This window comes from Streptomyces sp. NPDC055962, from assembly GCF_042270185.1.
In the GTDB taxonomy this organism is placed as follows: domain Bacteria; phylum Actinomycetota; class Actinomycetes; order Streptomycetales; family Streptomycetaceae; genus Streptomyces.
In genome coordinates this window covers 77775-98480 of sequence record NZ_JBHJYN010000006.1, presented here as the reverse complement: position 1 = coordinate 98480, position 20706 = coordinate 77775, and the positions used below count along the sequence as shown (strand labels likewise).

Here is a 20706-nt window from a genome sequence, read left to right as displayed (position 1 = left end):
CGAAGGCAGTGGGACCATGACTACTGGCGATCCGCGGACCGCGCCGGAACCGGCGGTGCTGAGCGGTGCGAGCGCCCCGTGCTGGGTCCACCTGGTGACCCGCGACCTGGATGACGCGCAGCGCTTCTACGGCGCCGTTCTCGGCTGGACCTTCCGCCCCGGCCCCTTGGGCCGGGAGTTCGTGATGGCCCGCTCCGAGGGCGTGCCCGTCGCGGGTATCGGCGCGGTGGCGTCCGCCTACCAGGTGGCCGTCGCCTGGATGCCGTACTTCTCGGTCCTGGACGCGGACGTCGTCTCCGACCGCATCCGCGAGCGCAGCGGGACCGTGGGCGTGGGCCCGCTGACCGTCGGGCAGGGGCGCGCCGTCCTGGCTGCCGACCGGGACGGCGCGTCCTTCGGCGTCTGGGAGTGGACGGGCCGCGCGGCCACCCTCGCCCCGTCCGGGAACCGGGCGCACGCCTGGCTCCGGCTGCGCACGAGGGACGCCTTCGACGCCGCGATCTTCTACGGCGAGGTCCTCGGCTGGGAGAGCGGGGAGCCCGGCGGGTGCGAGGTGGCCTACGTCAAGGAGGAGGTCCTCGTGCGCTGCAACGGGCGTCCTCTGGCCCGGATCAGTTCCGGCGCCGTGGAAGCCGCGCCGGACCCGCAGGTGCGGCCGCACTGGCAGGTCCAGTTCCCGGTGGCCGACGTGGGCGCGACGGTCCTCGCCGCGGAAGGGAACGGAGGGACCCTCATGGAGCGGCGCGACGTGCAGCACGGGAGCGAGGCGACGCTCCGGGACCCGGACGGCGGACTCTTCACCGTGACGGACGTACGCAGCCCGGAGGACGCCGACGAGGACTGACGGCCGGGCGACGGGGACCGGCGGTCAGGAGCGCGGGGAGCGGTCGTCCGCCGCCCCGTCGTCCTCCCCGGGCCGGCGGCCGTCGTCCCGGGCGATGGCCCACAGCGGGAAAACGAACCAGCAGACCAGGAACCACAGGGCCATGACGCCGACCAGCCACAGCGCCACCACGTTGTGCAGCGCCACCCGCAGGATGAGCAGCAGCGTGCTGCACATGGTGCAGAAGAGAAGGCCGAGCCCCAGCTTGGTCAGGCGGGAGGCCCAGGAGACCGTCCGGGGCTTCATCCTGCGGCCTGTGAGCAGCCGGTGGTACGACACGGGCCCGATCAGCGCGGCCGCGGTGGCCGAGCCGAGCATGACGGTCACGACGTAGATGTTCCGGTCGACGGTGGAGAGGTCGGCGAAGCGGGGCTGGAAGACCACCGCGAGCAGGAAGCCGAACAGGATCTGGACCCCGGTCTGCGCGACGCGGAGTTCCTGCAGCAGTTCGCCCCACTGCCGGTCCGCACGCTCCTCCTCGGTCTCCTGCCGCCCGCTGAGCGGGTTGGTCCCCGCACCGTCTCTGCCGTTCCCACCGTCGCCCGTGGGTATCTGACCCATCGCTGCCTCCCCCACCTCGTAGAGGTGGTACTGGTGCCCCGCGATGCCGTCGTGAATCCTGTGGCGTCCGCGCGTCCGCGGGTAGCCGCGGGGCGGCGCGCCCGCCGGTGCTCTCCATGGTGGCAGTCGTCGGGGAATCCACCACAGCAGCGGCCCGGAGGGGCGGGAGCGGCCCTCGGCCATGGGCCATGGCCTCGACGCACCGTGACAACTCGCCTAGGATCGACGTACGGCATCGCGCGTCGGTCACCGTCCGGGTGAGGCGTGGAGGTAGCCCGTGAGATGCCCGTTGGAGGCATTCCACAGTGTCAGTCGAGTTGAACCACACGATCGTTCATTGCCGGGACAACAGGGAGTCCGCCGAGTTCCTGGCGAATCTCCTGGGCCTCACCGTCGGAACGGAGTGGGGCCCCTTCATCCCGGTCGTCCTCGCGAACAGCGTCACGCTGGACTTCGCGACCGTTCCCGCCGAGTCGATCACCGCGCAGCACTACGCGTTCCTCGTCTCCGAGGCGGAGTTCGACGTCGCCTTCGAGCGGATCCGGGCGCAGGGGATCGCCTACTACGCGGATCCCCACCGGAAGCACCCCGGCGAGATCAACCACAACGACGGCGGGCGCGGGGTGTACTTCCCCGACCCGAGCGGTCACGGGATGGAGCTCATCACCCGGCCGTAGGGCGGCTGGTCGTAACGGTCCCCGGCGCTCCCGCGTACGGCCCGGCAGGCATCCTGCCGGGCCGTACGGCTCAGGGGGTCCCGTCGACCGGGAGGACCAGTTCGGGCCGGTCCCACATCACGGCGGGAGGGCGGGCCGCGACGGTGCCGGTGCGTTCGGCGCCCACGGCACGGTAGAAGCCCTCGGCCGGCGGGTGCGCGACCACGCGTACGGAGTCCAGGCCTGCGCGGCGTGCCTCCTCGCGCAGATGCGCGACGAGCAGCCGTCCGATGCCCCGGCCCTGCGCGTCGTCGGCGACGAACATGAGGTCGAGTTCCGGCGGGGACAGCACGAGAGCGTAGAACCCGAGCACCCGGCCGTCGTCGTCGACGGCCACGTACACGGCGTGGGCCTCGACGTAGTCCGGGCCGACCCTGTAGCCCTCCACCATGGGCGCGTAGGGGCCCTCGTAGGCACGCGACCCGGTGACCAGACGGGTGAGCCGCTTGGCGTCCCGCGCGACGGCCCGCCTGATCCGGACCCGGCCGCGCCGGCCCGTGACGCTCGATCTCATGAAGGGAGTATCACGCACACCGGTCGCGCACCTCACATCGCTCTCAGCGCCCGCGCCGCTCGGCGTGCCACTGACCCACGATCGCGTCGATGTCGAAGGGCGTGAGATTCAGCGGTGGCCCCGCCGGCGGTCCGGCCAAGGCCTCGCGGATCCTCTCGTTGACCCCGGTCAGGATGCGCCGGACCTCCGCCTCCGACCGTGGCCTGATCATGGTCCCGGGGAGGCGTTCGCTGGAGTTCGCCGGCGGCGGCGAGGGTCTGCACCATGGACTTCACGGTGGACAGCAACTCTTCGGTGGCGGGTGGCGGGCGGTGAGGTCCATCGCGGAGCACGCGCCGTCGTGCATGCGCAGGGCGAGACGGTCACGGTGGAAGACGTCGAGCACGTCGAGGATGTGGCCGGTGCCTCGTACGAGGCGGAACATCTCGGAGATGTGCACGGTGTCGCCCGGCCTCGCGCAGGTGAGTGGCTCGCTGAACTTCGGCCGCTGGACGGGTGGAGGTGCCCGGGTCCTCCTCGAAGACGACCGGGTCCTCAATCCCGGCCTCGTCACGGACGAGGTTCCGCCGGGCGGTCGACTGCTGGTCTGTCGAGACCCGCTCGTAGACCAGGTTCGCCACCGAGGGGCCCCTTCCTTACGGAGGATGGGACCTCATCTGTCGTCAAACCCTGTCAGCAGTCACCATCGGATCTGACGGGGTTCGCGCCGCCGCGAACCCCCGGACTGCGCGGGTCCATCGGGCACGTCGGCCGCCTGTCGGCAAACGATTGTTTGACGGCAGGCGGCCGGTTCAGGTGACCGCGCCTGCGGCGCTGGTGAAACACGGCCCCGGCGCAGTGATGCGCCGGGGCTACCTGACCCCGCGGGGGCTGTGCGCAGTTGTGTCGGTGCGCGAAAGCTGGGGACCGAGACGTAGCGGCACCGCCCGGGAGCCGAACTACGGCGGCGTCGGCCAGCCGGCCGCCGGCTCCTCGTCGATGGTGATGACGAGCTTCCCGGTAACCCGGCCAGTTTCGGCGCGGGCATGCGCGGCGGGTAGTTCGGACAGTGGATAGGTCCGCTCCACGTGGACCTTGAGCTGTCCCGCGTCAACGAGGTCACGTACCACGTCGAGGGGCTGGGCCATCTGCGCCCCGCCCAGCCGGCGGTACTGCCGGCCCCGGCGGTCGGCGTCCTCCTCGGTCACGCCTGGGTCCAGTGCCGCGCCGAGCAGGAGGCCGCCGGGGCGGAGGCAGTCGAGGGAGCGTCGTCCGTACTCGCCGCCGACGAGGTCGAGGACGACGTCGACGTCGCGGACCACGCTCCGGAAGTCCACCCTGGTGTAGTCGATCGGTTCGTTCACCCCGAGGTCGCGGAGGAACGGGTGGTGCGCGGTCCGGGCCGTGCCGAAGACGTAGGCGCCTCGGTGCCGGGCGAACTGCGCCGCGAGGTGGCCGACACCGCCGGCCGCGGCGTGGATCAGGATCCGCTGCCCGACGCGCAGGGCTGCGTACTCGAAGACGGCGACGAGTGCAGTGCGCGCCGCGACCGGCAGCGCTGCCGCGCTTACATGGTCCACGGTCACGGGTTTGGTCGCCAGACTCGCCTCCGGCACTGAGACGTACTCGGCGTAGGTGCCGATGAAGTGGATGCCGTAGACCTCGTCACCGACCCGGAAACGGCCGCCCGGCTCGGCCTCGACAACGGTGCCGGAGAGGTCCGAGCCGAGCACCAACGGTGGCGGCCCGAGTTCCGGTACGAGTCCCCGACGGATCTTCGTCTCGCCGTAGTTCACCGAGGCCGCATGTACCCGGACCAGGGCGTGTCCGGATGCTCGTGCGGGTCGTGGAAGCCGGACCGTACGCAGCACCTGCGGTTCGCCGAACCGCTCCATGACACTGACGCGCATCAGGGCGGGGACGGATGCGGCGGCATCGGCCGCGCTCCCGGGTACGGCTGCCGTCACGGCCGCACCTCGCCGGCTTCGGCGGTGCTGCGATCCGGCGCCGCTGCGCTTCGGGGGTCGTCACCGTCCGGGACGGCATCGGCGGTGTGCTCGGCTCCGGCACCACCGGCGGTGCCCTGGCCCCGGAGACCGTTGACCACCAGCCCGACGGTGGCGATGGCGATGGTGATGGCCGCGACGGCGGGTAGGGCACCGGCCTGCCAGTTGTCGAGTACCGCCCCGCCGAGCGTCGCCCCGGTGGCGATCCCGAGGTTGAGCACGGTGATGCCGATCGCTCCGGAGGTAGCCTCCCGGCCGGGGGAGGCGATCCGCAGCAGGTGCATCTGGAAGACCGGCGGCAGCAACCCGATGAGTACACCCCAGCCGGCGATCACCACGACTGCCACGGCGAGATGGAGATCGAGTAGGAGCAGTGAGGCGGCGCTGCCGGCGAAGGCTGCACTGACCCAGCCGAGCGCCTGCCGTGGGAACCGGTCAGAGAGCGATCCGGCCCCGAGGGTTCCGACCACTCCGGCTGCCCCGAAGACGAACAGCAGTATGCCGCTGGTGGCGTTGTCGTACCCGCCGAACTGTTGGAGCAGCGGCGCGATGTAGGTATAGAGCAGGAAATGGCCCGTGATGACGAGGCCTCCAGCCAGCGCGACGCCGAGCACGGTCCACAGCGCCGGGTCACGGCCTTCCTGCCGTACTGCCTGCTGGGGCGCGTCCGGCAGCGGCAGGGTACGGATGCCCAGGGCCGCCAGTGCGAGCAGCGCCGCCAACGCGGCGAAGGAGACCCGCCAGCCGAGCGCGGCGCCGACGGTGGCGCCCAGCGGAATGCCGACGATGCTGGCCATTGCGGGCCCGGCCAGCACGACCGAGACCGCCCGGCCGATCCGCGCCGGCGGGACGAGCGTGGCCACCGTCGGCACGAGCAGGGACCAGAAGAGGCCGTGCGCTGCGGCGGCGGTGATCCGGCCGGCGAGTGCCCATCCGTACGAGGGGGCGAGCGCGGTGCCGGTGGTCGCCAGGGCGAGCAGCAGCAGGATGACGAGGAAGAGCCGTCGGCGCGGTACCCGTGCGGTCAGCCGCGCCAGCGGGACGCTGGCGACGGCGATCGTCAGTGCCCAGGCGCCGACCAGTCCGCCGGCGGTCGCGGGCGTGATATCGAGGCCGTCGCTGAGCTGCAGCAGGAGGCTCGCGGGCAGCAGTTCGGTGGTGACAGTGGCGAAGGCCGCGCCGGAGAGGAGAAGTAGTGCTCGCCAGGGTAGCCGGGGCAGCGCTTCTACTGTGGGCCCGGAGGGTTGAGGTGTCATGGCCAGCACCGTAAAGTCTCTCATTCATGTGAGAGTCAAGGAGCGGTTCATGCGGATCGGCGAGCTGTCCAGGCGTACCCAGATTCCGATCCGGATGCTGCGGTACTACGAGGAGCGGGGGCTGCTGACACCGCAGCGCGCACCGAGCGGCTACCGGCACTACCAGGAGGCGGACGTCGAACAGGCAACGCTGGTGAGCAGCCTGGTCAGATCAGGACTGCCGACCAGGCTGATCCTGCCGCTGCTCCGCGACAAGCAGCTGAACCCGATGGACGGGGACGAACCAGACGACGGAGACGACGGAGACGACGACCTGGTCGCACTGTTCGCCGCCGAATTCGCCCGGCTCGACAGCCAGGTCAAGTGCCTGAGCTTCAGCCGGAACGCCGTACAGCAGCACCTGCGACGACTCCGCGCCACCCGGGTCAGACACACTCCAACGGGCACCTGAGCTGCCCGCCCGAACAGACCCAGACCCGGCTCAGCCGTCGATCGGCGGTACGGTCCGAGGGGCTATCGCCTCGTACCATCAAGTGCGGCAACCGCGAAGGGGTCTCCACCGGCGCGTTCGCCGTCACATTCCGGGACTGTGACCCGGCCGCCCCATCCCAGCAGTTCGCCTGGGAAGGGGGCGGAGCCGGCATCACCATGGCCCCTCTTCCGGTCGGCCCACCACGCTCGAACCGCCCGCCCCGAAGCACCGGAGGGTGCGACTGCTTCAGCCGCCCGAGGTGGAGGGCGCCGGTCTCGTCCGTTCCAGTGCGCGGGCGAACGCCGTACCCGTCGTCCGCGTCGGCGGCCGGCGCAGCCGCTCCAGTTCAGAGAACCGCGGGCCCTCCGGCGTCTTCGGCGTCTCCACCAGGTCGCCGGGCAGCGCGGGATCCACGCGGCGGGCGGCGCCCGCGACGGTGGCGTGCAGCCGCGCGTCCGCGACCGTCCGGACCTCCGGCACCTGCCGGGCCGGCACGCTCGCCCCCGGCAACAGCAACCGGTTGCGGCGCAGCCAGCCCACCGCATGGTCGAACAGCGCCTTCGGCCCCTCGGCATGGGTCCACGCCCGCCCGTGCAGGAACGTGCGGAACCGCCGTCCCCGCTCCGGGTCGTCGTACTCGTGCACGTCCCGGATCTCCCACGCGTGCTCGTACGCCGTCTTCGGCCGCTCGGTGTACCGCTTCACCACCGACGCGTCCTCGATGCCGAGCTGCGCGGCCAGGTGCTCGACCACCGGCCTGGGGGCATTGAGCGGGTCATCCGGGAGAAGCTGGCCGATGTAGCGCACGGTGCACATCTGGAGCGCGAAGCCCAGTTGATGGTGCGTGAAGTGTCGCAGCGCGATCAGATCCCGGTCGACGTCGTCCAGGAAAAAGAAGCGCTCCAGCTCGGGGCGGGTCGGCTCCTCGGCGGACTTCCCGTGCGCCTCAGCCCTGCTCGTCAGTCAGAAAGTCCACCGGCACGAGGCGGACCGTAGCCGGCACCGGCACCGGCCCGGCGATCTTTCCGCGCACCCCGGCGGAGTCTCCAGCCGGTGTGCTGGCCGACCATGATCGTTCTGAGCGCCAACGGCTGTACCGATGTTCCCCGAGGCCGGAACGGCGCGGGACGTCTCCTCCCGCGCCCTCCGCGGCCTTGCGCAGGGCGAGGGTGGGCGGGAGCGCCGACAGGCCCTCGCGTTCCGTCTTCGCCTTGATCCACCACATCGCGTCGTAGGGCTTCTCCAGGCCGGAAATCGGCTTGCCCGCACCCGGCAGGCCGGCGAAGGAGCCCTGCTCCTCGGCCTCGCGGATCTGCCGGTCCGCCCATGTCTCGAAGCTGACCCCTGCGGGTTTGCGCTCGGTCACGGCGTGCACCTCTCGCACCTCGTCCCGGGCCGCTCGGCGTCCGGCCGGACCCGTCCGCTTCGGCGCGCTCCAGGTTCCTGGGAGCTTCCCTGCCTTGAACGGTGCCGAGTGGGTACACGGCTGGTGCAGACAGCCCGGCCATACACCGAACCTGGCCCGACCCGGAAGGGGTTGACGAGAGTGGAACAGCACGACGCACCGACCGCGAACCGACGGGAGCGTCGCCCATGACGACCGTGGTGATCATCGTTGCCGTCGTCCTGGTGGCAGCGCTCGCCTTCTTCCTCCTCCGCGGCCGCAGTACCGGTGGACGAGGACTGCAGCGCCGCTTCGGACCCGAGTACGACCGCACGGTCGCCCGGCACGACGGCGACACGAAGGCGGCCGAGCACGAGCTCTCCGAGCGGGTGAAGCAGCACGGTTCCCTGTCCGAGCGGCCCCTGTCGGCGGAAGCCCGCGAGGGGTACGCCCGACGCTGGGCCGAGGTGCAGGAACAGTTCATCGACTCCCCCAGGGACGCGGTCGTCGCAGCGGACGCCCTCCTGGCGCAGCTGGCACGTGACCGGGGCTTCCCGGACGGCGACAGCTTCGAGGAGCAGACGGCCGCCCTCTCCGTCCACCACGCCCACCAGGTCGACGGCTACCGCAGGGTGCACACCGCCGTGCGCGGCCAGGGCGGAACCGAGGAGATGCGGAAGGCCCTGATCGAGTCCCGGGCGCTCTTCGACGTGCTCCTCGCGGACGCACCGGACGCATCGGCCGAGAAGGACCGACACGAGACGAAAGGCAGTGCGACAGCATGACCGACCGGATTGAGCACACGACCGACCAGACCTCCGCCAAGGAGCCGCGCCACAACGGCACTCCGGAGACCACGCCGTCGACGACGCCCGGAACGACGTCGGGCAGAACGCCTGGCGAGACACCGGGCAGGACGCCCGGAACGGCCTCGGACAGGACGTCCGCAGGGACAGCCGGCATCACCTCCGGGGACGGCAAGGACCTGAAGCCGAAGAGCGGCGGCCCCGACGACCTGAGCGTCCCGCCCGCCCCGCGCACGGCTCCCGCCCCGAAGGCGGCCGAGCGGACCGGTCGTCACGGGACCTCCGGCACCGAGGGCCCCCTGGTCTCCCGCGACCACCAGGACACGCTCTCGCAGCGTATGCAGCAGGCCGTCACGGACTTCGTCGAGAGCCCCCGCCGGGCCGTCGAGGAGGCGGACAGCACGTTCGACGAGATCGTGTCGGGCCTGACCGAAGCCCTCACGGAACGCAGGCGCGTCCTGCGCGCGAGCTGGCAGGAGCAGGACACCGAGGCCCAGACCGAGGAGCTGCGGATAGCGCTCCAGCGCTACCGCGACCTCAGTGAACAGCTGCTGAAGATCTGAGCCGTGCGGCGGCCGCCCGGCCCGGTACCACGTCCCCCGACGCGGTACCGGGCCGGTCCGCGTGCGGGGCCGTGGGACCCGTCCCGCGGGACGGGACCGTCAGGCCGGTACCGCCAGGTCGGCCCGCAGGCGCTCGGCCACGGCGGCAGGCAGGCGCAGCGCCTTGTCCAGGTATCCGTCAAGTCCGCCCCAGCGCTCGTCCATGGCGTCCAGTGCCGCCTCCAGGTACCGGGGCCTGGCCTCGATGACCGCGGAGGCGATGTCCGGGTCCCCGCCCTCGTCGAGGAAACGCCGTACGGCCGGGCCGTAGGCGGCGCGAACCGCCCGGTTCACGGCGAGGAACTCCGCGCGTACGACCTCGCGGGACGCGCCCGCCATCATCAGGAGCAGGGCGGTGGCCCAGCCCGTCCGGTCCTTGCCCGTCGCGCAGTGGAAGAGCAGCGGTCTCGCCCGTGGATCCGCGACCGTGTCCAGGAAGGCGCGGTAGGCAGCCGCCGCCCCCGGGGAGAGGACCATCCTCCGGTAGGTCTGCGCGAAGAGTTCCTCGGCCTTCCCTCCCCCGAGCAGGGCGGCTGCTCCGTCCGGGTCACTGAGCAGGGCCCGCAGCCGGGCCGGCGCCACACCCGGATCGTCACCGAGGACGTCGGCGACGAAGAGCCTGGCGCCCGCCGGAAGCCGGTCGGGCGCCCACTGGCGCTCCTCGGCGGTGCGCAGGTCGACCACGGTGCGGATGCCGAGCGCGGCCACCGCCATGTCGTGCTCGGCGAGATCGCTCAGCTGACCCGAGCGCAGGACGATCCCCTGTCTCAGGCGGCGGTGGCGGCCCAGGGCGATACCGCCCAGATCGCGCAGGTTGACAACGGTGGAGGCGGGGACGGCCCGGGCGGTCTGCACGATGAACTGCCTCTTTCCCGACAGACTGCAGGTCGGAATCAACGTCGCACGGCATGCGGATATCGACAAAGGGAACGGGAGGGACCGGAGTGCCGGCCGGCGGGGGTCAGTCGGCGAGGATCCTCGTCTTCTGTGCGGCGAACTCGGCCTCGGTGAGGACCCCCCGCTGCCTCAGGTCGGCGAGCCGCTCCAGGAGCGTGATGACGTCGTCCCCACCGTCCGCGGGGACCCTCGCGTGGGCCAGGAGCCGGCCTCCCGCGTCCTGGACCGCTCGGGTGAGAGGCACCGACCAGAGGTCCTCCCACACGATCAGTGCGGCAGAACCCTCTTCCGGCAGGCTCCCGAGGACGTCGAGATCCGTGATCCGCGGCATTCCCGCGGGCAGGTCCTCCGGCGGTGCGAACGACACGAGCCCCCGGGGGTCCATCTCCCGCAGCCCGACCGGCTCGGGGGCTCCGCCTCCGGCTCTTCGGGCGAAGGCGAGATCGAGGATGCGTACGGCCTCGGAGGCGACGGCTTCGGCCAGTACGGGCGCGATCGCCTCGGCGAAGCTTCCGCCGGGAAAGGTGACGACGAGGTACTCCACGGGTCCCACGGCCACGGTACGTCCTTCCCCTGCGGTTCTGGGTCGACAGCAGCATAACTTCGGACAATCCGTGACGCACTGTGAAAATTCCGTGCAGCGAGGGGCCGATGTGCGCCTCGTGCGACGCCGCCGCCTCTCCCCCGGCCGATCAGGAATGAAGAAGCGGAAGCCTCCTTCCCCCCGTAGCGTGATGCGCGGGGGATCCAGGGGTCCGCGCCGCCCGCCGGCGTGCCGCGGCTGCGCCGCACTCGACGCTGGTTCCGCCCCCGGCCGGGACGACCGGTCCGATGGACAACGACCGTTGCCGCGACCACCGGTGACAGCGACGGATGCCGCGAGAGCGCGTCCGCGAACAGATGGAGAGACGACGAGCATGGCCACGAGGAAGAGCACGGAGTCGTCCGCGCCGCACGTTTCCGACAGCCACGATCTGATCCGTGTGCACGGGGCGCGCGTGAACAACCTCAAGGACGTCAGCGTCGAGATCCCCAAGCGCCGGCTCACGGTGTTCACCGGCGTCTCCGGGTCGGGCAAGAGCTCACTGGTCTTCAGCACGATCGCCGCGGAGTCGCAGCGGATGATCAACGAGACCTACAGCGCCTTCGTCCAGGGCTTCATGCCGACGCCTGCGCGGCCCGAGGCCGACGTGCTCGAAGGGCTGACTACGGCGATCATCGTCGACCAGCAGCGACTGGGCGCGGACCCGCGCTCCACGGTAGGCACCGCCACCGATGCCAACGCGATGCTGCGCATCCTCTTCAGCCGCCTCGGCTCACCGCACATCGGTCCGCCCGGCGCCTTCGCCTTCAACGTGCCCTCGGTCCGGGCGAGCGGGGCGATCACCGTCGAGCGCGGGAACAAGAAGACGGTGAAGGCGACCTTCAGCCGCACCGGTGGCATGTGCGCCCGCTGCGAGGGCCGGGGCACGGTCTCCGACATCGATCTCACACAGCTCTACGACGACTCGAAGTCGCTCGCCGAGGGCGCGTTCACCATTCCCGGCTGGAAGTCGGACAGCCAGTGGACCGTGCAGGTCTACGCGCAGTCGGGCTTCGTCGACCCGGACAAGCCGATCCGCAGGTACACCAGGAAGGAGCTCCAGGACTTCCTGTACGGGGAACCGGTCAAGGTGAAGGTCAACGGTGTCAACCTCACCTACGAAGGGCTGATCCCCAAGATCCAGAAGTCGTTCCTGTCCAAGGACAAGGAGGCGATGCAGCCGCACATCCGGGCCTTCGTGGAGCGGGCGGTCACCTTCACCACCTGTCCCGAGTGCGACGGAACCCGGCTGAGCGAGGCGGCGCGGTCCTCGAAGATCAAGGGCATCAGCATCGCCGACGCCTGCGCGATGCAGATCAGCGATCTGGCGGAATGGGTCCGGGGGGTGGACGAGCCGTCGGTGGCCCCGCTGCTCGGGGCGCTGCGCCGGACCCTCGACTCCTTCGTGGAGATCGGCCTGGGCTATCTCTCGCTCGACCGGCCGGCGGGCACGCTGTCGGGGGGCGAGGGCCAGCGCGTCAAGATGATCCGTCACCTCGGCTCCTCACTCACCGATGTCACCTACGTCTTCGACGAGCCCACCATCGGCCTGCACCCCCACGACATCCAGCGGATGAACACCCTCCTGCTGCGACTGCGGGACAAGGGCAACACGGTGCTCGTCGTGGAGCACAAGCCGGAGACGATCTCGATCGCCGACCACATCGTCGACCTCGGCCCCGGTGCGGGCACCGGGGGCGGCACCGTCTGCTTCGAGGGCACCGTCGAGGGGCTGCGGGCCGGCGGAACCGTCACCGGCCGCCACTTCGACGACCGGGCCGCCCTCAAGGACTCGGTGCGCAAGCCCACCGGGACCCTGGAGATCCGCGGTGCGAACGCGCACAACCTGCGGGACGTCGACGTCGACGTCCCGCTCGGGGTGCTGACCGTCGTCACCGGCGTCGCCGGATCCGGCAAGAGCTCCCTCGTGCACGGATCGATCCCTCCCGGCGAGAACGTGGTCTCGGTCGACCAGGGCGCGATCCGGGGGTCGCGGCGCAGCAACCCGGCGACGTACACCGGGCTGCTCGACCCGATCCGCAAGGCGTTCGCCAAGGCCAACGGCGTGAAGCCGGCGCTTTTCAGCGCCAACTCCGAGGGGGCGTGCCCCCATTGCAACGGTGCCGGCGTCATCTACACCGATCTGGCGATGATGGCCGGTGTCGCCAGCGTCTGCGAGGACTGCGAGGGCAAGCGGTTCCAGCCCTCGGTGCTGGAGTACCGCTTCGGCGGCCGTGACATCAGCGAGGTGCTCGGGATGCCGGTGACCGAGGCCGAGGAGTTCTTCGGCTCCGGCGAGGCGCAGACACCGGCGGCGCACCGCATCCTCGGCCGGCTGTCCGACGTCGGCCTCGGCTACCTCAGCCTCGGCCAGCCGCTCACCACGTTGTCCGGCGGTGAACGCCAGAGGCTCAAGCTGGCCACCCACATGGCGGACAAGGGCGGCGTCTACGTCCTCGACGAGCCGACCGCGGGTCTCCACCTCGCCGATGTCCAGCAGTTGCTCGCGCTGCTGGACCGACTGGTGGACTCCGGCAAGTCCGTCATCGTCGTCGAGCACCACCAGGCGGTCATGGCCCATGCCGACTGGATCATCGACCTCGGACCGGGCGCCGGTCACGACGGCGGCCGGGTCGTCTTCGAGGGCACACCCGCCGACCTCGTCGCCGGTCGCTCCACCCTGACCGGCGAGCACCTCGCGGCCTACGTCGGCGGCTGACTCCGGGGAGGCCCGACGCCGAACGCCCCTCCCGGCGTCGGGCTCCGCCCCGGCCGTGCCCCGGGACAAGGCCGCTCCACCCCTGAGAATCCCGCACATTTCGGAGAGGGCAAGGTCACAGCCGGTGGACCTGCTGCTCATCAGAGTGCTGACCTAGCATCTGAGCATGACGGTCCTGCCTGCTGACGGGCTCTCTCTGGCCGCCGAGTTCCCCGACCCTTCCCACGATCAGTGGCAGAGCCTCGTCGTAGGCGTACTGCGCAGGTCCGGCAAGGAAGTCACGGGACCGGCCGCCGAGGAAGCGCTGTCCACCGCACTCGGGGACGGGCTCACCGCCCGCCCGCTGTACACCTCCGCCGACGCGTCGGCGGACCCCGGTCTGCCCGGCTTCGCGCCCTTCACCCGGGGCAGCAGGGCCACGGGGAACACCACGGACGGCTGGGACGTGCGCCAGCGCCACGCGCTGGCCGATCCCGTACGCCTGAACGAGGCCCTGCTCGGCGACCTGGAGAACGGCGTCACGTCGCTCTGGCTCTCCGTGGGCGGGCCCGGCGGGGTCCCGGTCGCCGGTCTCGACCGCGCGCTGGACGGCGTCCTTCTCGACCTGGCGCCCCTCGCCCTGGACGCGGGCTCCGATCCCGGCCCCGCCGTACGGGAGTTGCTCCGGCTCCACGAGGCCAGGGGCATCGCGAAGGAGGCCGCGCGCGGCACCCTCGGGGTGGATCCGCTCGGGCAGAGGGCGCGTACGGGTGCCGAGACCGACGAGGCCGAGGCCGTGCACTGGGCCCTGCTGTGCTCGCGTGAGTACCCCGGGCTGCGGGCCCTGGCCGTGGATGCGCTGCCGTACCACGAGGCCGGCGGTTCCGCCGCCGAGGAACTGGGGCTCTCGCTGGCCACCGGCGTCGCCTACCTCAGGGCGCTGACCGGCGCGGGGCTCTCCGTCGAGGAGGCCTGCGCGCAGCTGGAGTTCCGCTACGCGGCCACGGCAGACCAGTTCCTGACGATCGCGAAGTTCCGGGCGGCGCGCCGGCTGTGGGCCCGCGTCGCCGAGGCCTGCGGGGCCCCGGAGGCGGGGGCGCAGCGGCAGCACGCCGTGACCTCGCCGGTGATGATGACGCGCCGCGATCCGTGGGTGAACATGCTGCGCACGACACTCGCCTGTCTCGGCGCGGGCGTCGGCGGCGCCGATTCCGTCACCGTACTGCCGTTCGATCATGCCCTGGGCCTGCCGGACGCGTTCGCCCGGCGGATCGCCCGTAACACCTCGACGATCCTGATGGAGGAGTCCCACCTGGCCAGGGTGACGGACCCGGCGGGTGGTTCGTGGTACGTCGAGCGGCTCACGGAGGAACTCGCCGCCGCCTCCTGGGCGTTCTTCCAGGAGATCGAGCGGGCGGGCGGCCAGGCCGCTGCCCTTCGCTCCGGCATGGTCGGGGAGCGGCTCGCCGCCACCTGGGCGGCCAGGAGCAAGGACCTGGCCCGGCGCAAGGAGCCGGTGACCGGGGTCAGCGAGTTCCCCGACCTCGCCGAGCGGCCCGTGGAACGCGAGTTTGCACCCTCAGCCGCGGCGGCCGGCGGGCTGCCCCAGGTCCGGCGGGACGAGGCCTTCGAGGCGCTGCGGGCCAGGTCGGACCGGCACCTGGCGTCCACCGGGAGCCGCCCCAAGGTCTTCCTCGCCGCGCTGGGACCGGCGGCGGTGCACACCGCACGGGCCTCGTTCGCCGCGAACCTCTTCCTGGCCGGCGGCATCGAGCCCGTCCACGCCCCCGTCCCGGTGGACGCGTCGACCGCTGCCGCCGCGTTCACCGCGGGCGGGGCGTCGATCGCCTGCCTGTGCTCGACGGACACGCTCTACGCCGAACAAGCCGAGACCGTCGCCGCCGCCCTCCGGGGAGCAGGCGCGCAACGGATTTTCCTCGCAGGGCGGCCGGGCGAGTACCCAGGAGCCGACGTCCATGTGTTCGCCGGCTGCGACGTGGTCGCCGTCCTCTCCTCCGAACTCGACCGCATGGGAGTGGCGTGATGCAGACCCCCGGGACCACCGGGTCCCCCCTGAACCCTGTGCCGGACTTCTCCGAGGTCTCCCTGACCGGGGGCTCACCCGTGGAAGTCTCCGAGGACCGCTGGCAGGCGGCGGTGAAGGAGTCGTCCGGCCGCTCCGAGGACGCGCTGCTCTGGGAGACGCCCGAGGGCATCGACGTCAAGCCGTTGTACACCGGGCGGGATCTGGAGGGGCTCGACTTCCTGGACACCCGCCCGGGCATCGCCCCGTACCTGCGCGGCCCGTACCCGACGATGTACGTCAACCAGCCCTGGACGATCCGTCAGTACGCCGGATTCTCCACGGCCGAGGAGTCCAACGCCTTCTACCGGCGCAACCTCGCCGCCGGCCAGAAGGGCCTGTCCGTCGCGTTCGACCTGCCCACCCACCGCGGCTACGACAGCGACCACCCGCGCGTGACGGGCGACGTCGGCATGGCCGGCGTCGCCATCGACTCGATCTACGACATGCGCCAGCTCTTCGACGGCATCCCCCTGGACAAGATGTCGGTCTCGATGACCATGAACGGCGCGGTGCTCCCCGTGCTCGCCCTGTACATCGTGGCCGCCGAGGAACAGGGCGTACCGCCCGAGAAGCTGGCCGGGACCATCCAGAACGACATCCTCAAGGAGTTCATGGTCCGCAACACCTACATCTACCCGCCCGGCCCCTCGATGCGGATCATCTCCGACATCTTCGCGTACACCTCGCAGAAGATGCCGCGCTACAACTCCATCTCCATCTCCGGGTACCACATCCAGGAGGCGGGTGCGACGGCCGACCTGGAGCTGGCGTACACCCTGGCCGACGGAGTCGAGTACCTGCGGGCCGGACAGGAAGCGGGCCTGGACGTCGACGCGTTCGCCCCCCGCCTCTCGTTCTTCTGGGCGATCGGCATGAACTTCTTCATGGAGATCGCGAAGCTCCGTGCGGCCCGGCTGCTCTGGGCGAAGCTGGTGAAGCAGTTCGACCCGAAGAACTCCAAGTCGCTCTCGCTGCGAACCCATTCACAGACGTCCGGCTGGTCGCTGACCGCACAGGACGTGTTCAACAACGTCACCCGCACCTGTGTCGAGGCGATGGCCGCCACCCAGGGCCACACCCAGTCCCTGCACACCAACGCGCTCGACGAGGCCCTCGCCCTGCCGACCGACTTCTCCGCGCGCATCGCCCGCAACACCCAGCTCCTGCTCCAGCAGGAGTCCGGCACGACACGTGTGATCGACCCCTGGGGCGGCAGCGCGTACGTCGAGCGGCTGACGCACGACCTGGCGCAGCGGGCGTGGCAGCACATCCAGGAGGTCGAGGCCGCCGGCGGTATGGCCAAGGCCATCGACGCCGGCATCCCCAAGCTCAGGATCGAGGAGGCCGCCGCCCGCACCCAGGCCCGCATCGACGCCGGACGCCAGCCCGTCATCGGGGTCAACAAGTACCGGGTGGAGACCGACGAGAAGATCGACGTCCTCAAGGTCGACAACTCCTCCGTACGCACCCAGCAGATCGAGAAGCTGCGCCGGCTGCGCGCGGAGCGCGACGAGACCGCCTGCCAGGACGCGCTGCGCGCACTCACCCGCGCCGCCGGCGGCGAGGGCAACCTGCTGGAACTCGCGGTGGACGCCGCCCGGGCGATGGCCACGGTCGGGGAGATCTCGGACGCGCTGGAGAAGGTCTACGGCAGGCACGCGGGCCAGATCCGTACGATCTCCGGGGTGTACCGCAAAGAGGCAGGAGAGTCCCCGTCCGTGGACCGCACCCGCGCACTCGTCGACGCCTTCGAGGAGGGCGAGGGGCGGCGTCCGCGCATCCTCGTCGCCAAGATGGGGCAGGACGGCCACGACCGCGGCCAGAAGGTGATCGCGACCGCCTTCGCCGACCTCGGCTTCGACGTCGACGTCGGCCCGCTGTTCCAGACCCCGGCCGAGGTCGCCCGCCAGGCCGTCGAGGCCGACGTGCACATCGTCGGCGTCTCCTCCCTCGCCGCCGGCCACCTCACCCTCGTACCCGCGCTGCGCGAGGAACTGGCGGCCGAGGGCCGCGAGGACATCATGATCGTGGTGGGCGGGGTGATCCCGCCCCAGGACATCGAGGCGCTGCACGAGGCGGGCGCCGCGGCGGTGTTCCCGCCCGGCACTGTGATCCCGGACGCCGCTCACGACCTGGTCGCGCGGCTCGCCTCCGCGCTCGGCCACGAGCTGTGAGCCGCTGACGGTGGCCGCGAACATCGACATCGACGCCTACGCCAAGGGTGTGCTGGACGGGAAGCGCGCGTTCGTCGCGCGGGCGATCACACTCGTGGAGTCGGCCCGCCCCGACCACCGGGTGCTGGCACAGCGGTTGCTGAGCGAACTGCTGCCGCACGCCGGACAGGCCAGGCGCATCGGGATCAGCGGGGTGCCGGGCGTGGGGAAGTCCACGTTCATCGACGCGCTCGGCACCCTGCTGACCGGTCTGGGGCACCGGGTCGCCGTGCTGGCCGTGGACCCCTCTTCCAGCCGGACGGGCGGTTCGATCCTGGGTGACAAGACCCGGATGGAGCGGCTGGCGGTGGACGCGCGGGCCTTCGTCCGCCCCTCCCCCACTGCGGGCACGCTGGGCGGGGTGGCCAAGGCGACCCGGGAGTCCGTCGTGGTGATGGAGGCGGCCGGTTACGACGTCGTGCTGGTGGAGACGGTGGGTGTCGGCCAGTCGGAGACGGCGGTCGCCGACATGGTCGACACCTTCCTCCTGCTGACGCTGGCCCGGACCGGCGACCAGCTCCAGGGCATCAAGAAGGGGGTCCTGGAGCTGGCCGACGTGATCGCCGTGAACAAGGCCGACGGCCCGCACGAACGCGACGCCCGGTCGGCCGCCCGCGAACTGGCGGGCGCGTTGCGCCTGATGCACCCGGTGGACGCCGCGTGGACTCCCCCGGTGCTGACGTGCAGTGCCAGGGAGTCGACCGGTCTGGACACCCTGTGGGAGCGGCTGGAGCAGCACCGTGCGCTCCTGGACTCCACCGGACGGCTGGCGGCCAAACGCCGTGACCAGCAGGTGGACTGGACCTGGACGATGGTGCGCGACGAACTGCTGGAGAGCCTGCGCAGCCACCCGGCGGTGCGCACGCTCACCCCGGATGTCGAACGACGCGTCCGTGACGGCGAGCTGACGGCCACGCTGGCCGCCGAACAGATCCTGCGGGCGTTCCGCGGCGACGGCTGAGAGCCGGCCGTCGGACGCCGTACCGGGCTGCGGGGGCGCGGCGGCGCGGGGCGGACAGGGGTGGGCTCGTCCCGCAGGACCGTTCGAGGGGGATCACTCGGCACGGCAGGGAAGCATCACGACGGAGCGCATGGACGGACCGGGCGCCCTACGGACCGAGGCCGCGTTCCGGCTGATCTACGCCGAGGCGTTCGCCGGGCCTCCCTACGGCGAGAGCGAGGACGACGCGGCCGCCGCCTTCCGCCGTTCCCCCTCGCAGAGCCGCAAGCGCGCCTTCCGTGCCGCGCCATGGCCCGCCGCCAGGACGGTGAGCCCGTCGGCATGGCGTACGGCTGGTCGCTCGCCCCCGGAACGGGCCGGTGGGACGAACTGACCGAGCGGGTGCCCGAGGAGATGCGGCGGGAGGACGGACACCGCACCTTCGGTCTGATGGAACTCGCGGTGCGCGGGCCGTGGCGCGGGCGAGGCGTCGCGCGGTCCCTGCACGGGACGCTGCTCGTCGGCGTCGAGGCCGAGCGGATCCTGCTGAACGTCCACCCGCGCGGCACGGCGGCGTCGGCCGCCTACCGGGCACGGGGCTACCGCAAGATCGGCGAGGCGCGGCCCTGGGGGACAGCCGCCGCCCTCCATGACGTGATGCTGCTCGACCTGCGCCGCGGACTCGCCACGGCCGGAGGCTGAATCACAGCGGGGAAAGGCCACCCCCTTCCTCCTTTCCTCCATGCGTGGTACGGTGCGATCAGCATTCGTGGACGCCCTCATCGGGCGCCGATGCTTCTCCCCGCTGTTGTGCCCGTCCTCGGAGGACCGGCGATCCAGCTTCTTGCACCACTTCTCTTCGTCCGGTCCGGGCTGTCCAGGCCCTTCGCACGAGGCGTGATTCCGCCGCCTCGCCCTCTCCGGACCTCTCGTTCGCCATGTCCGCGAAAGGACCCACCATGACCAGCACACTCGAACGCCCCGTGGCACCACAGAACCAGCCCGTCCGCACCGCCGGCGTCCTCGACACCACGAACAACGGACACGGCGTCCTGCGTACCGTTGGAGGCCGTCCCTCCTCCCACGACGTCCAGGTGCCGCCCGCGTTGATCCGCCGGCACGGCCTGCGCAAGGGCGATGTCCTCGAAGGGCTCTGCGAGCGCCCGCGCACCCTCTCCCTCGTCGAGTCGGTCAACGGCCGCCCGGCTCACGAACTCCACAGCCGTCCGCACTTCCGTGACCTCACCCCGCTGCACCCGCGGGAGAGGCTGCGCCTGGAGACGCCCGGCGGCGGCCCCGCGCCGCGCCTCATCGACCTGGTCGCGCCTGTCGGCAAGGGCCAGCGCGGACTGATCGTCGCACCGCCGAGGACCGGCAAGACCGTGTTGCTGCAGCAGATCGCCGCGGCGGTGGCGGTCAACCACCCCGAGTGCCACCTGATGGTGGTCCTCCTGGACGAACGCCCCGAAGAGGTCACCGACATGCGCCGCTCCGTGCGGGGCGAGGTGTACTCCTCCACGTTCGACCGGCCGGCCAAGGAGCACATCGCGCTCGCCGAACTCGCCCTGGAACGCGCCAAGCGCCTCGTCGAGCAGGGCCAGGACGTCGTGCTCCTGCTGGATTCACTCACCCGGCTGTGCCGCGCCCACAACAACAGCGCCGGTGCCGGAGGGCGCACCCTGAGCGGGGGCGTGGACGCCGCGGCGCTGTCGGGCCCCAAGAAGCTGTTCGGAGCGGCACGGCTGGCCGAGGAGGGCGGTTCGCTCACCATCCTGGCGACCGTGCTGGTCGACACCGGCTCGCGCGCCGACGACTACTTCTTCGAGGAGCTCAAGGGCACCGGCAACATGGAACTCCGCCTCGACCGGTCGCTGGCGGACCGGCGGGTCTTCCCCGCCGTCGACATCAACCCCTCCGGGACCCGTCGGGAGGAACTCCTGCAGCCCGCGGCGGAACTCGCCGCCGTGCGGGGCCTGAGGCGTGCCCTGCGGTCGAGGGATGGTCAGGGCGCCCTCGAAACGCTGCTGGACAGGATCCGCAGGACCCCCGACAACGCCGCCTTCATCCGGCAGATCGGCCGGACCGTGCCCGAGGCGTGACCGCCGCCGCG

Annotated in this window: 20 protein-coding genes and 1 pseudogene; 11 read left to right on the top strand and 10 right to left on the bottom strand. The window is 71.5% G+C overall.

Features of this window, described 5'->3' with window-relative positions:
• Window positions 1-16 precede the first annotated feature (16 nt).
• A complete protein-coding gene (locus ACFC51_RS19025; RefSeq protein ID WP_376370502.1) occupies window positions 17-844 on the top strand; it encodes a VOC family protein in 828 nt (275 codons plus the stop codon).
• A gap of 24 nt (window positions 845-868) precedes the next feature.
• Here the strand turns inward: ACFC51_RS19025 and ACFC51_RS19020 are convergent, their stop codons facing one another.
• The gene (locus tag ACFC51_RS19020; RefSeq protein ID WP_376370607.1) at window positions 869-1444 is read right to left on the bottom strand and encodes a DUF6328 family protein; all 576 of its coding nucleotides are present in this window, start codon (window positions 1442-1444) and stop codon (window positions 869-871) included.
• A 305-nt stretch (window positions 1445-1749) separates the two neighbouring features.
• On the opposite strand from ACFC51_RS19020, the gene ACFC51_RS19015 reads away from it, so the two are divergent.
• A complete protein-coding gene (locus ACFC51_RS19015; protein ID WP_376529754.1) occupies window positions 1750-2121 on the top strand; it encodes a VOC family protein in 372 nt (123 codons plus the stop codon).
• Between the two features lie 70 nt (window positions 2122-2191).
• Here ACFC51_RS19015 and ACFC51_RS19010 read toward each other — a convergent pair whose 3' ends face one another.
• The 5 genes from ACFC51_RS19010 to ACFC51_RS18990 form a co-directional block, all read right to left on the bottom strand.
• Window positions 2192-2674: a GNAT family N-acetyltransferase gene (locus ACFC51_RS19010; protein ID WP_376529752.1), complete on the bottom strand. Its 483-nt coding sequence runs from the start codon at window positions 2672-2674 to the stop codon at window positions 2192-2194.
• 43 nt (window positions 2675-2717) lie between these two features.
• A complete protein-coding gene (locus tag ACFC51_RS19005) occupies window positions 2718-2885 on the bottom strand; it encodes a hypothetical protein (protein ID WP_376529750.1) in 168 nt (55 codons plus the stop codon).
• A 60-nt stretch (window positions 2886-2945) separates the two neighbouring features.
• Window positions 2946-3113, bottom strand: coding sequence for a hypothetical protein (locus ACFC51_RS19000; RefSeq protein ID WP_376529748.1), 168 nt, complete (start codon window positions 3111-3113; stop codon window positions 2946-2948).
• Window positions 3114-3612: 499 nt separating this feature from the next.
• Window positions 3613-4620 (bottom strand): NADP-dependent oxidoreductase, encoded by a 1008-nt coding sequence (locus ACFC51_RS18995; RefSeq protein WP_376529746.1) that lies wholly within the window; start codon window positions 4618-4620, stop codon window positions 3613-3615.
• Window positions 4617-5915 carry an MFS transporter gene (locus tag ACFC51_RS18990; protein WP_376370508.1) on the bottom strand — a complete coding sequence of 433 codons (1299 nt, stop codon included), beginning with the start codon at window positions 5913-5915 and terminating at the stop codon, window positions 4617-4619. Before ACFC51_RS18990 ends, ACFC51_RS18995 begins: the two co-directional genes overlap by 4 nt.
• On the opposite strand from ACFC51_RS18990, the gene ACFC51_RS18985 reads away from it, so the two are divergent.
• The gene (locus ACFC51_RS18985; protein ID WP_376370509.1) at window positions 5914-6366 is read left to right on the top strand and encodes a MerR family transcriptional regulator; all 453 of its coding nucleotides are present in this window, start codon (window positions 5914-5916) and stop codon (window positions 6364-6366) included. The two genes, ACFC51_RS18990 and ACFC51_RS18985, sit on opposite strands and share 2 nt — an antisense overlap.
• A 267-nt stretch (window positions 6367-6633) precedes the next feature.
• Here the strand turns inward: ACFC51_RS18985 and ACFC51_RS18980 are convergent, their stop codons facing one another.
• Both ACFC51_RS18980 and ACFC51_RS18975 read right to left on the bottom strand, forming a co-directional pair.
• Window positions 6634-7293 carry a DUF4158 domain-containing protein gene (locus ACFC51_RS18980; protein WP_376530062.1) on the bottom strand — a complete coding sequence of 220 codons (660 nt, stop codon included), beginning with the start codon at window positions 7291-7293 and terminating at the stop codon, window positions 6634-6636.
• Window positions 7294-7333: 40 nt separating this feature from the next.
• Window positions 7334-7753 carry a DUF1992 domain-containing protein gene (locus ACFC51_RS18975; protein ID WP_376529744.1) on the bottom strand — a complete coding sequence of 140 codons (420 nt, stop codon included), beginning with the start codon at window positions 7751-7753 and terminating at the stop codon, window positions 7334-7336.
• A 227-nt stretch (window positions 7754-7980) separates the two neighbouring features.
• Between ACFC51_RS18975 and ACFC51_RS18970 the strand changes: the two genes are divergently transcribed.
• Window positions 7981-8556, top strand: a complete 576-nt coding sequence (locus ACFC51_RS18970; RefSeq protein WP_376370511.1) for a hypothetical protein — start codon at window positions 7981-7983, stop codon at window positions 8554-8556.
• Window positions 8553-9140: a hypothetical protein gene (locus tag ACFC51_RS18965; protein WP_376370512.1), complete on the top strand. Its 588-nt coding sequence runs from the start codon at window positions 8553-8555 to the stop codon at window positions 9138-9140. The genes ACFC51_RS18970 and ACFC51_RS18965 overlap by 4 nt, the downstream gene beginning before the upstream one ends.
• Before the next feature lie 99 nt (window positions 9141-9239).
• Here ACFC51_RS18965 and ACFC51_RS18960 read toward each other — a convergent pair whose 3' ends face one another.
• On the bottom strand, window positions 9240-10034 hold the full coding sequence (locus ACFC51_RS18960; protein ID WP_376370513.1) for a tyrosine-protein phosphatase: 795 nt from the start codon (window positions 10032-10034) through the stop codon (window positions 9240-9242).
• A gap of 106 nt (window positions 10035-10140) precedes the next feature.
• Entirely contained in the window at window positions 10141-10635 is a 495-nt protein-coding gene (locus tag ACFC51_RS18955) for a DUF6325 family protein (RefSeq protein ID WP_376370515.1), read from the bottom strand.
• 358 nt (window positions 10636-10993) lie between these two features.
• Here ACFC51_RS18955 and ACFC51_RS18950 point away from each other — a divergent pair, with 358 nt between their 5' ends.
• From ACFC51_RS18950 to rho, 6 genes and pseudogenes are all read left to right on the top strand, one after another.
• Window positions 10994-13378, top strand: a complete 2385-nt coding sequence (locus ACFC51_RS18950; RefSeq protein WP_376370517.1) for an ATP-binding cassette domain-containing protein — start codon at window positions 10994-10996, stop codon at window positions 13376-13378.
• 166 nt (window positions 13379-13544) lie between these two features.
• Window positions 13545-15401, top strand: coding sequence for a methylmalonyl-CoA mutase family protein (locus ACFC51_RS18945; protein ID WP_376529742.1), 1857 nt, complete (start codon window positions 13545-13547; stop codon window positions 15399-15401).
• On the top strand, window positions 15401-17617 hold the full coding sequence (gene scpA / locus ACFC51_RS18940) for a methylmalonyl-CoA mutase (RefSeq protein ID WP_376370520.1): 2217 nt from the start codon (window positions 15401-15403) through the stop codon (window positions 17615-17617). The genes ACFC51_RS18945 and scpA overlap by 1 nt, the downstream gene beginning before the upstream one ends.
• A gap of 10 nt (window positions 17618-17627) precedes the next feature.
• Complete coding sequence (meaB, locus tag ACFC51_RS18935) at window positions 17628-18617, top strand: methylmalonyl Co-A mutase-associated GTPase MeaB (RefSeq protein ID WP_376370521.1); 990 nt, start codon at window positions 17628-17630, stop codon at window positions 18615-18617.
• A gap of 130 nt (window positions 18618-18747) precedes the next feature.
• A pseudogene (locus tag ACFC51_RS18930) lies at window positions 18748-19298 on the top strand (GNAT family N-acetyltransferase).
• Window positions 19299-19555: 257 nt separating this feature from the next.
• Window positions 19556-20695, top strand: a complete 1140-nt coding sequence (rho, locus tag ACFC51_RS18925; protein ID WP_376529740.1) for a transcription termination factor Rho — start codon at window positions 19556-19558, stop codon at window positions 20693-20695.
• Window positions 20696-20706: the final 11 nt, after the last annotated feature.

Coding starts and splice junctions, on each gene's coding strand:
- ACFC51_RS19020 (WP_376370607.1), bottom strand. CDS start 1,444: ATGGGTCAGATACCCACGGGCGACGGTGGGAACGGCAGAGACGGTGCG.
- ACFC51_RS18950 (WP_376370517.1), top strand. CDS start 10,994: ATGGCCACGAGGAAGAGCACGGAGTCGTCCGCGCCGCACGTTTCCGAC.
- ACFC51_RS18990 (WP_376370508.1), bottom strand. CDS start 5,915: ATGACACCTCAACCCTCCGGGCCCACAGTAGAAGCGCTGCCCCGGCTA.
- ACFC51_RS18965 (WP_376370512.1), top strand. CDS start 8,553: ATGACCGACCGGATTGAGCACACGACCGACCAGACCTCCGCCAAGGAG.
- ACFC51_RS19005 (WP_376529750.1), bottom strand. CDS start 2,885: ATGATCAGGCCACGGTCGGAGGCGGAGGTCCGGCGCATCCTGACCGGG.
- ACFC51_RS18970 (WP_376370511.1), top strand. CDS start 7,981: ATGACGACCGTGGTGATCATCGTTGCCGTCGTCCTGGTGGCAGCGCTC.
- scpA (WP_376370520.1), top strand. CDS start 15,401: ATGCAGACCCCCGGGACCACCGGGTCCCCCCTGAACCCTGTGCCGGAC.
- rho (WP_376529740.1), top strand. CDS start 19,556: ATGACCAGCACACTCGAACGCCCCGTGGCACCACAGAACCAGCCCGTC.
- ACFC51_RS19025 (WP_376370502.1), top strand. CDS start 17: ATGACTACTGGCGATCCGCGGACCGCGCCGGAACCGGCGGTGCTGAGC.
- ACFC51_RS18945 (WP_376529742.1), top strand. CDS start 13,545: ATGACGGTCCTGCCTGCTGACGGGCTCTCTCTGGCCGCCGAGTTCCCC.
- ACFC51_RS18985 (WP_376370509.1), top strand. CDS start 5,914: ATGGCCAGCACCGTAAAGTCTCTCATTCATGTGAGAGTCAAGGAGCGG.
- ACFC51_RS19010 (WP_376529752.1), bottom strand. CDS start 2,674: ATGAGATCGAGCGTCACGGGCCGGCGCGGCCGGGTCCGGATCAGGCGG.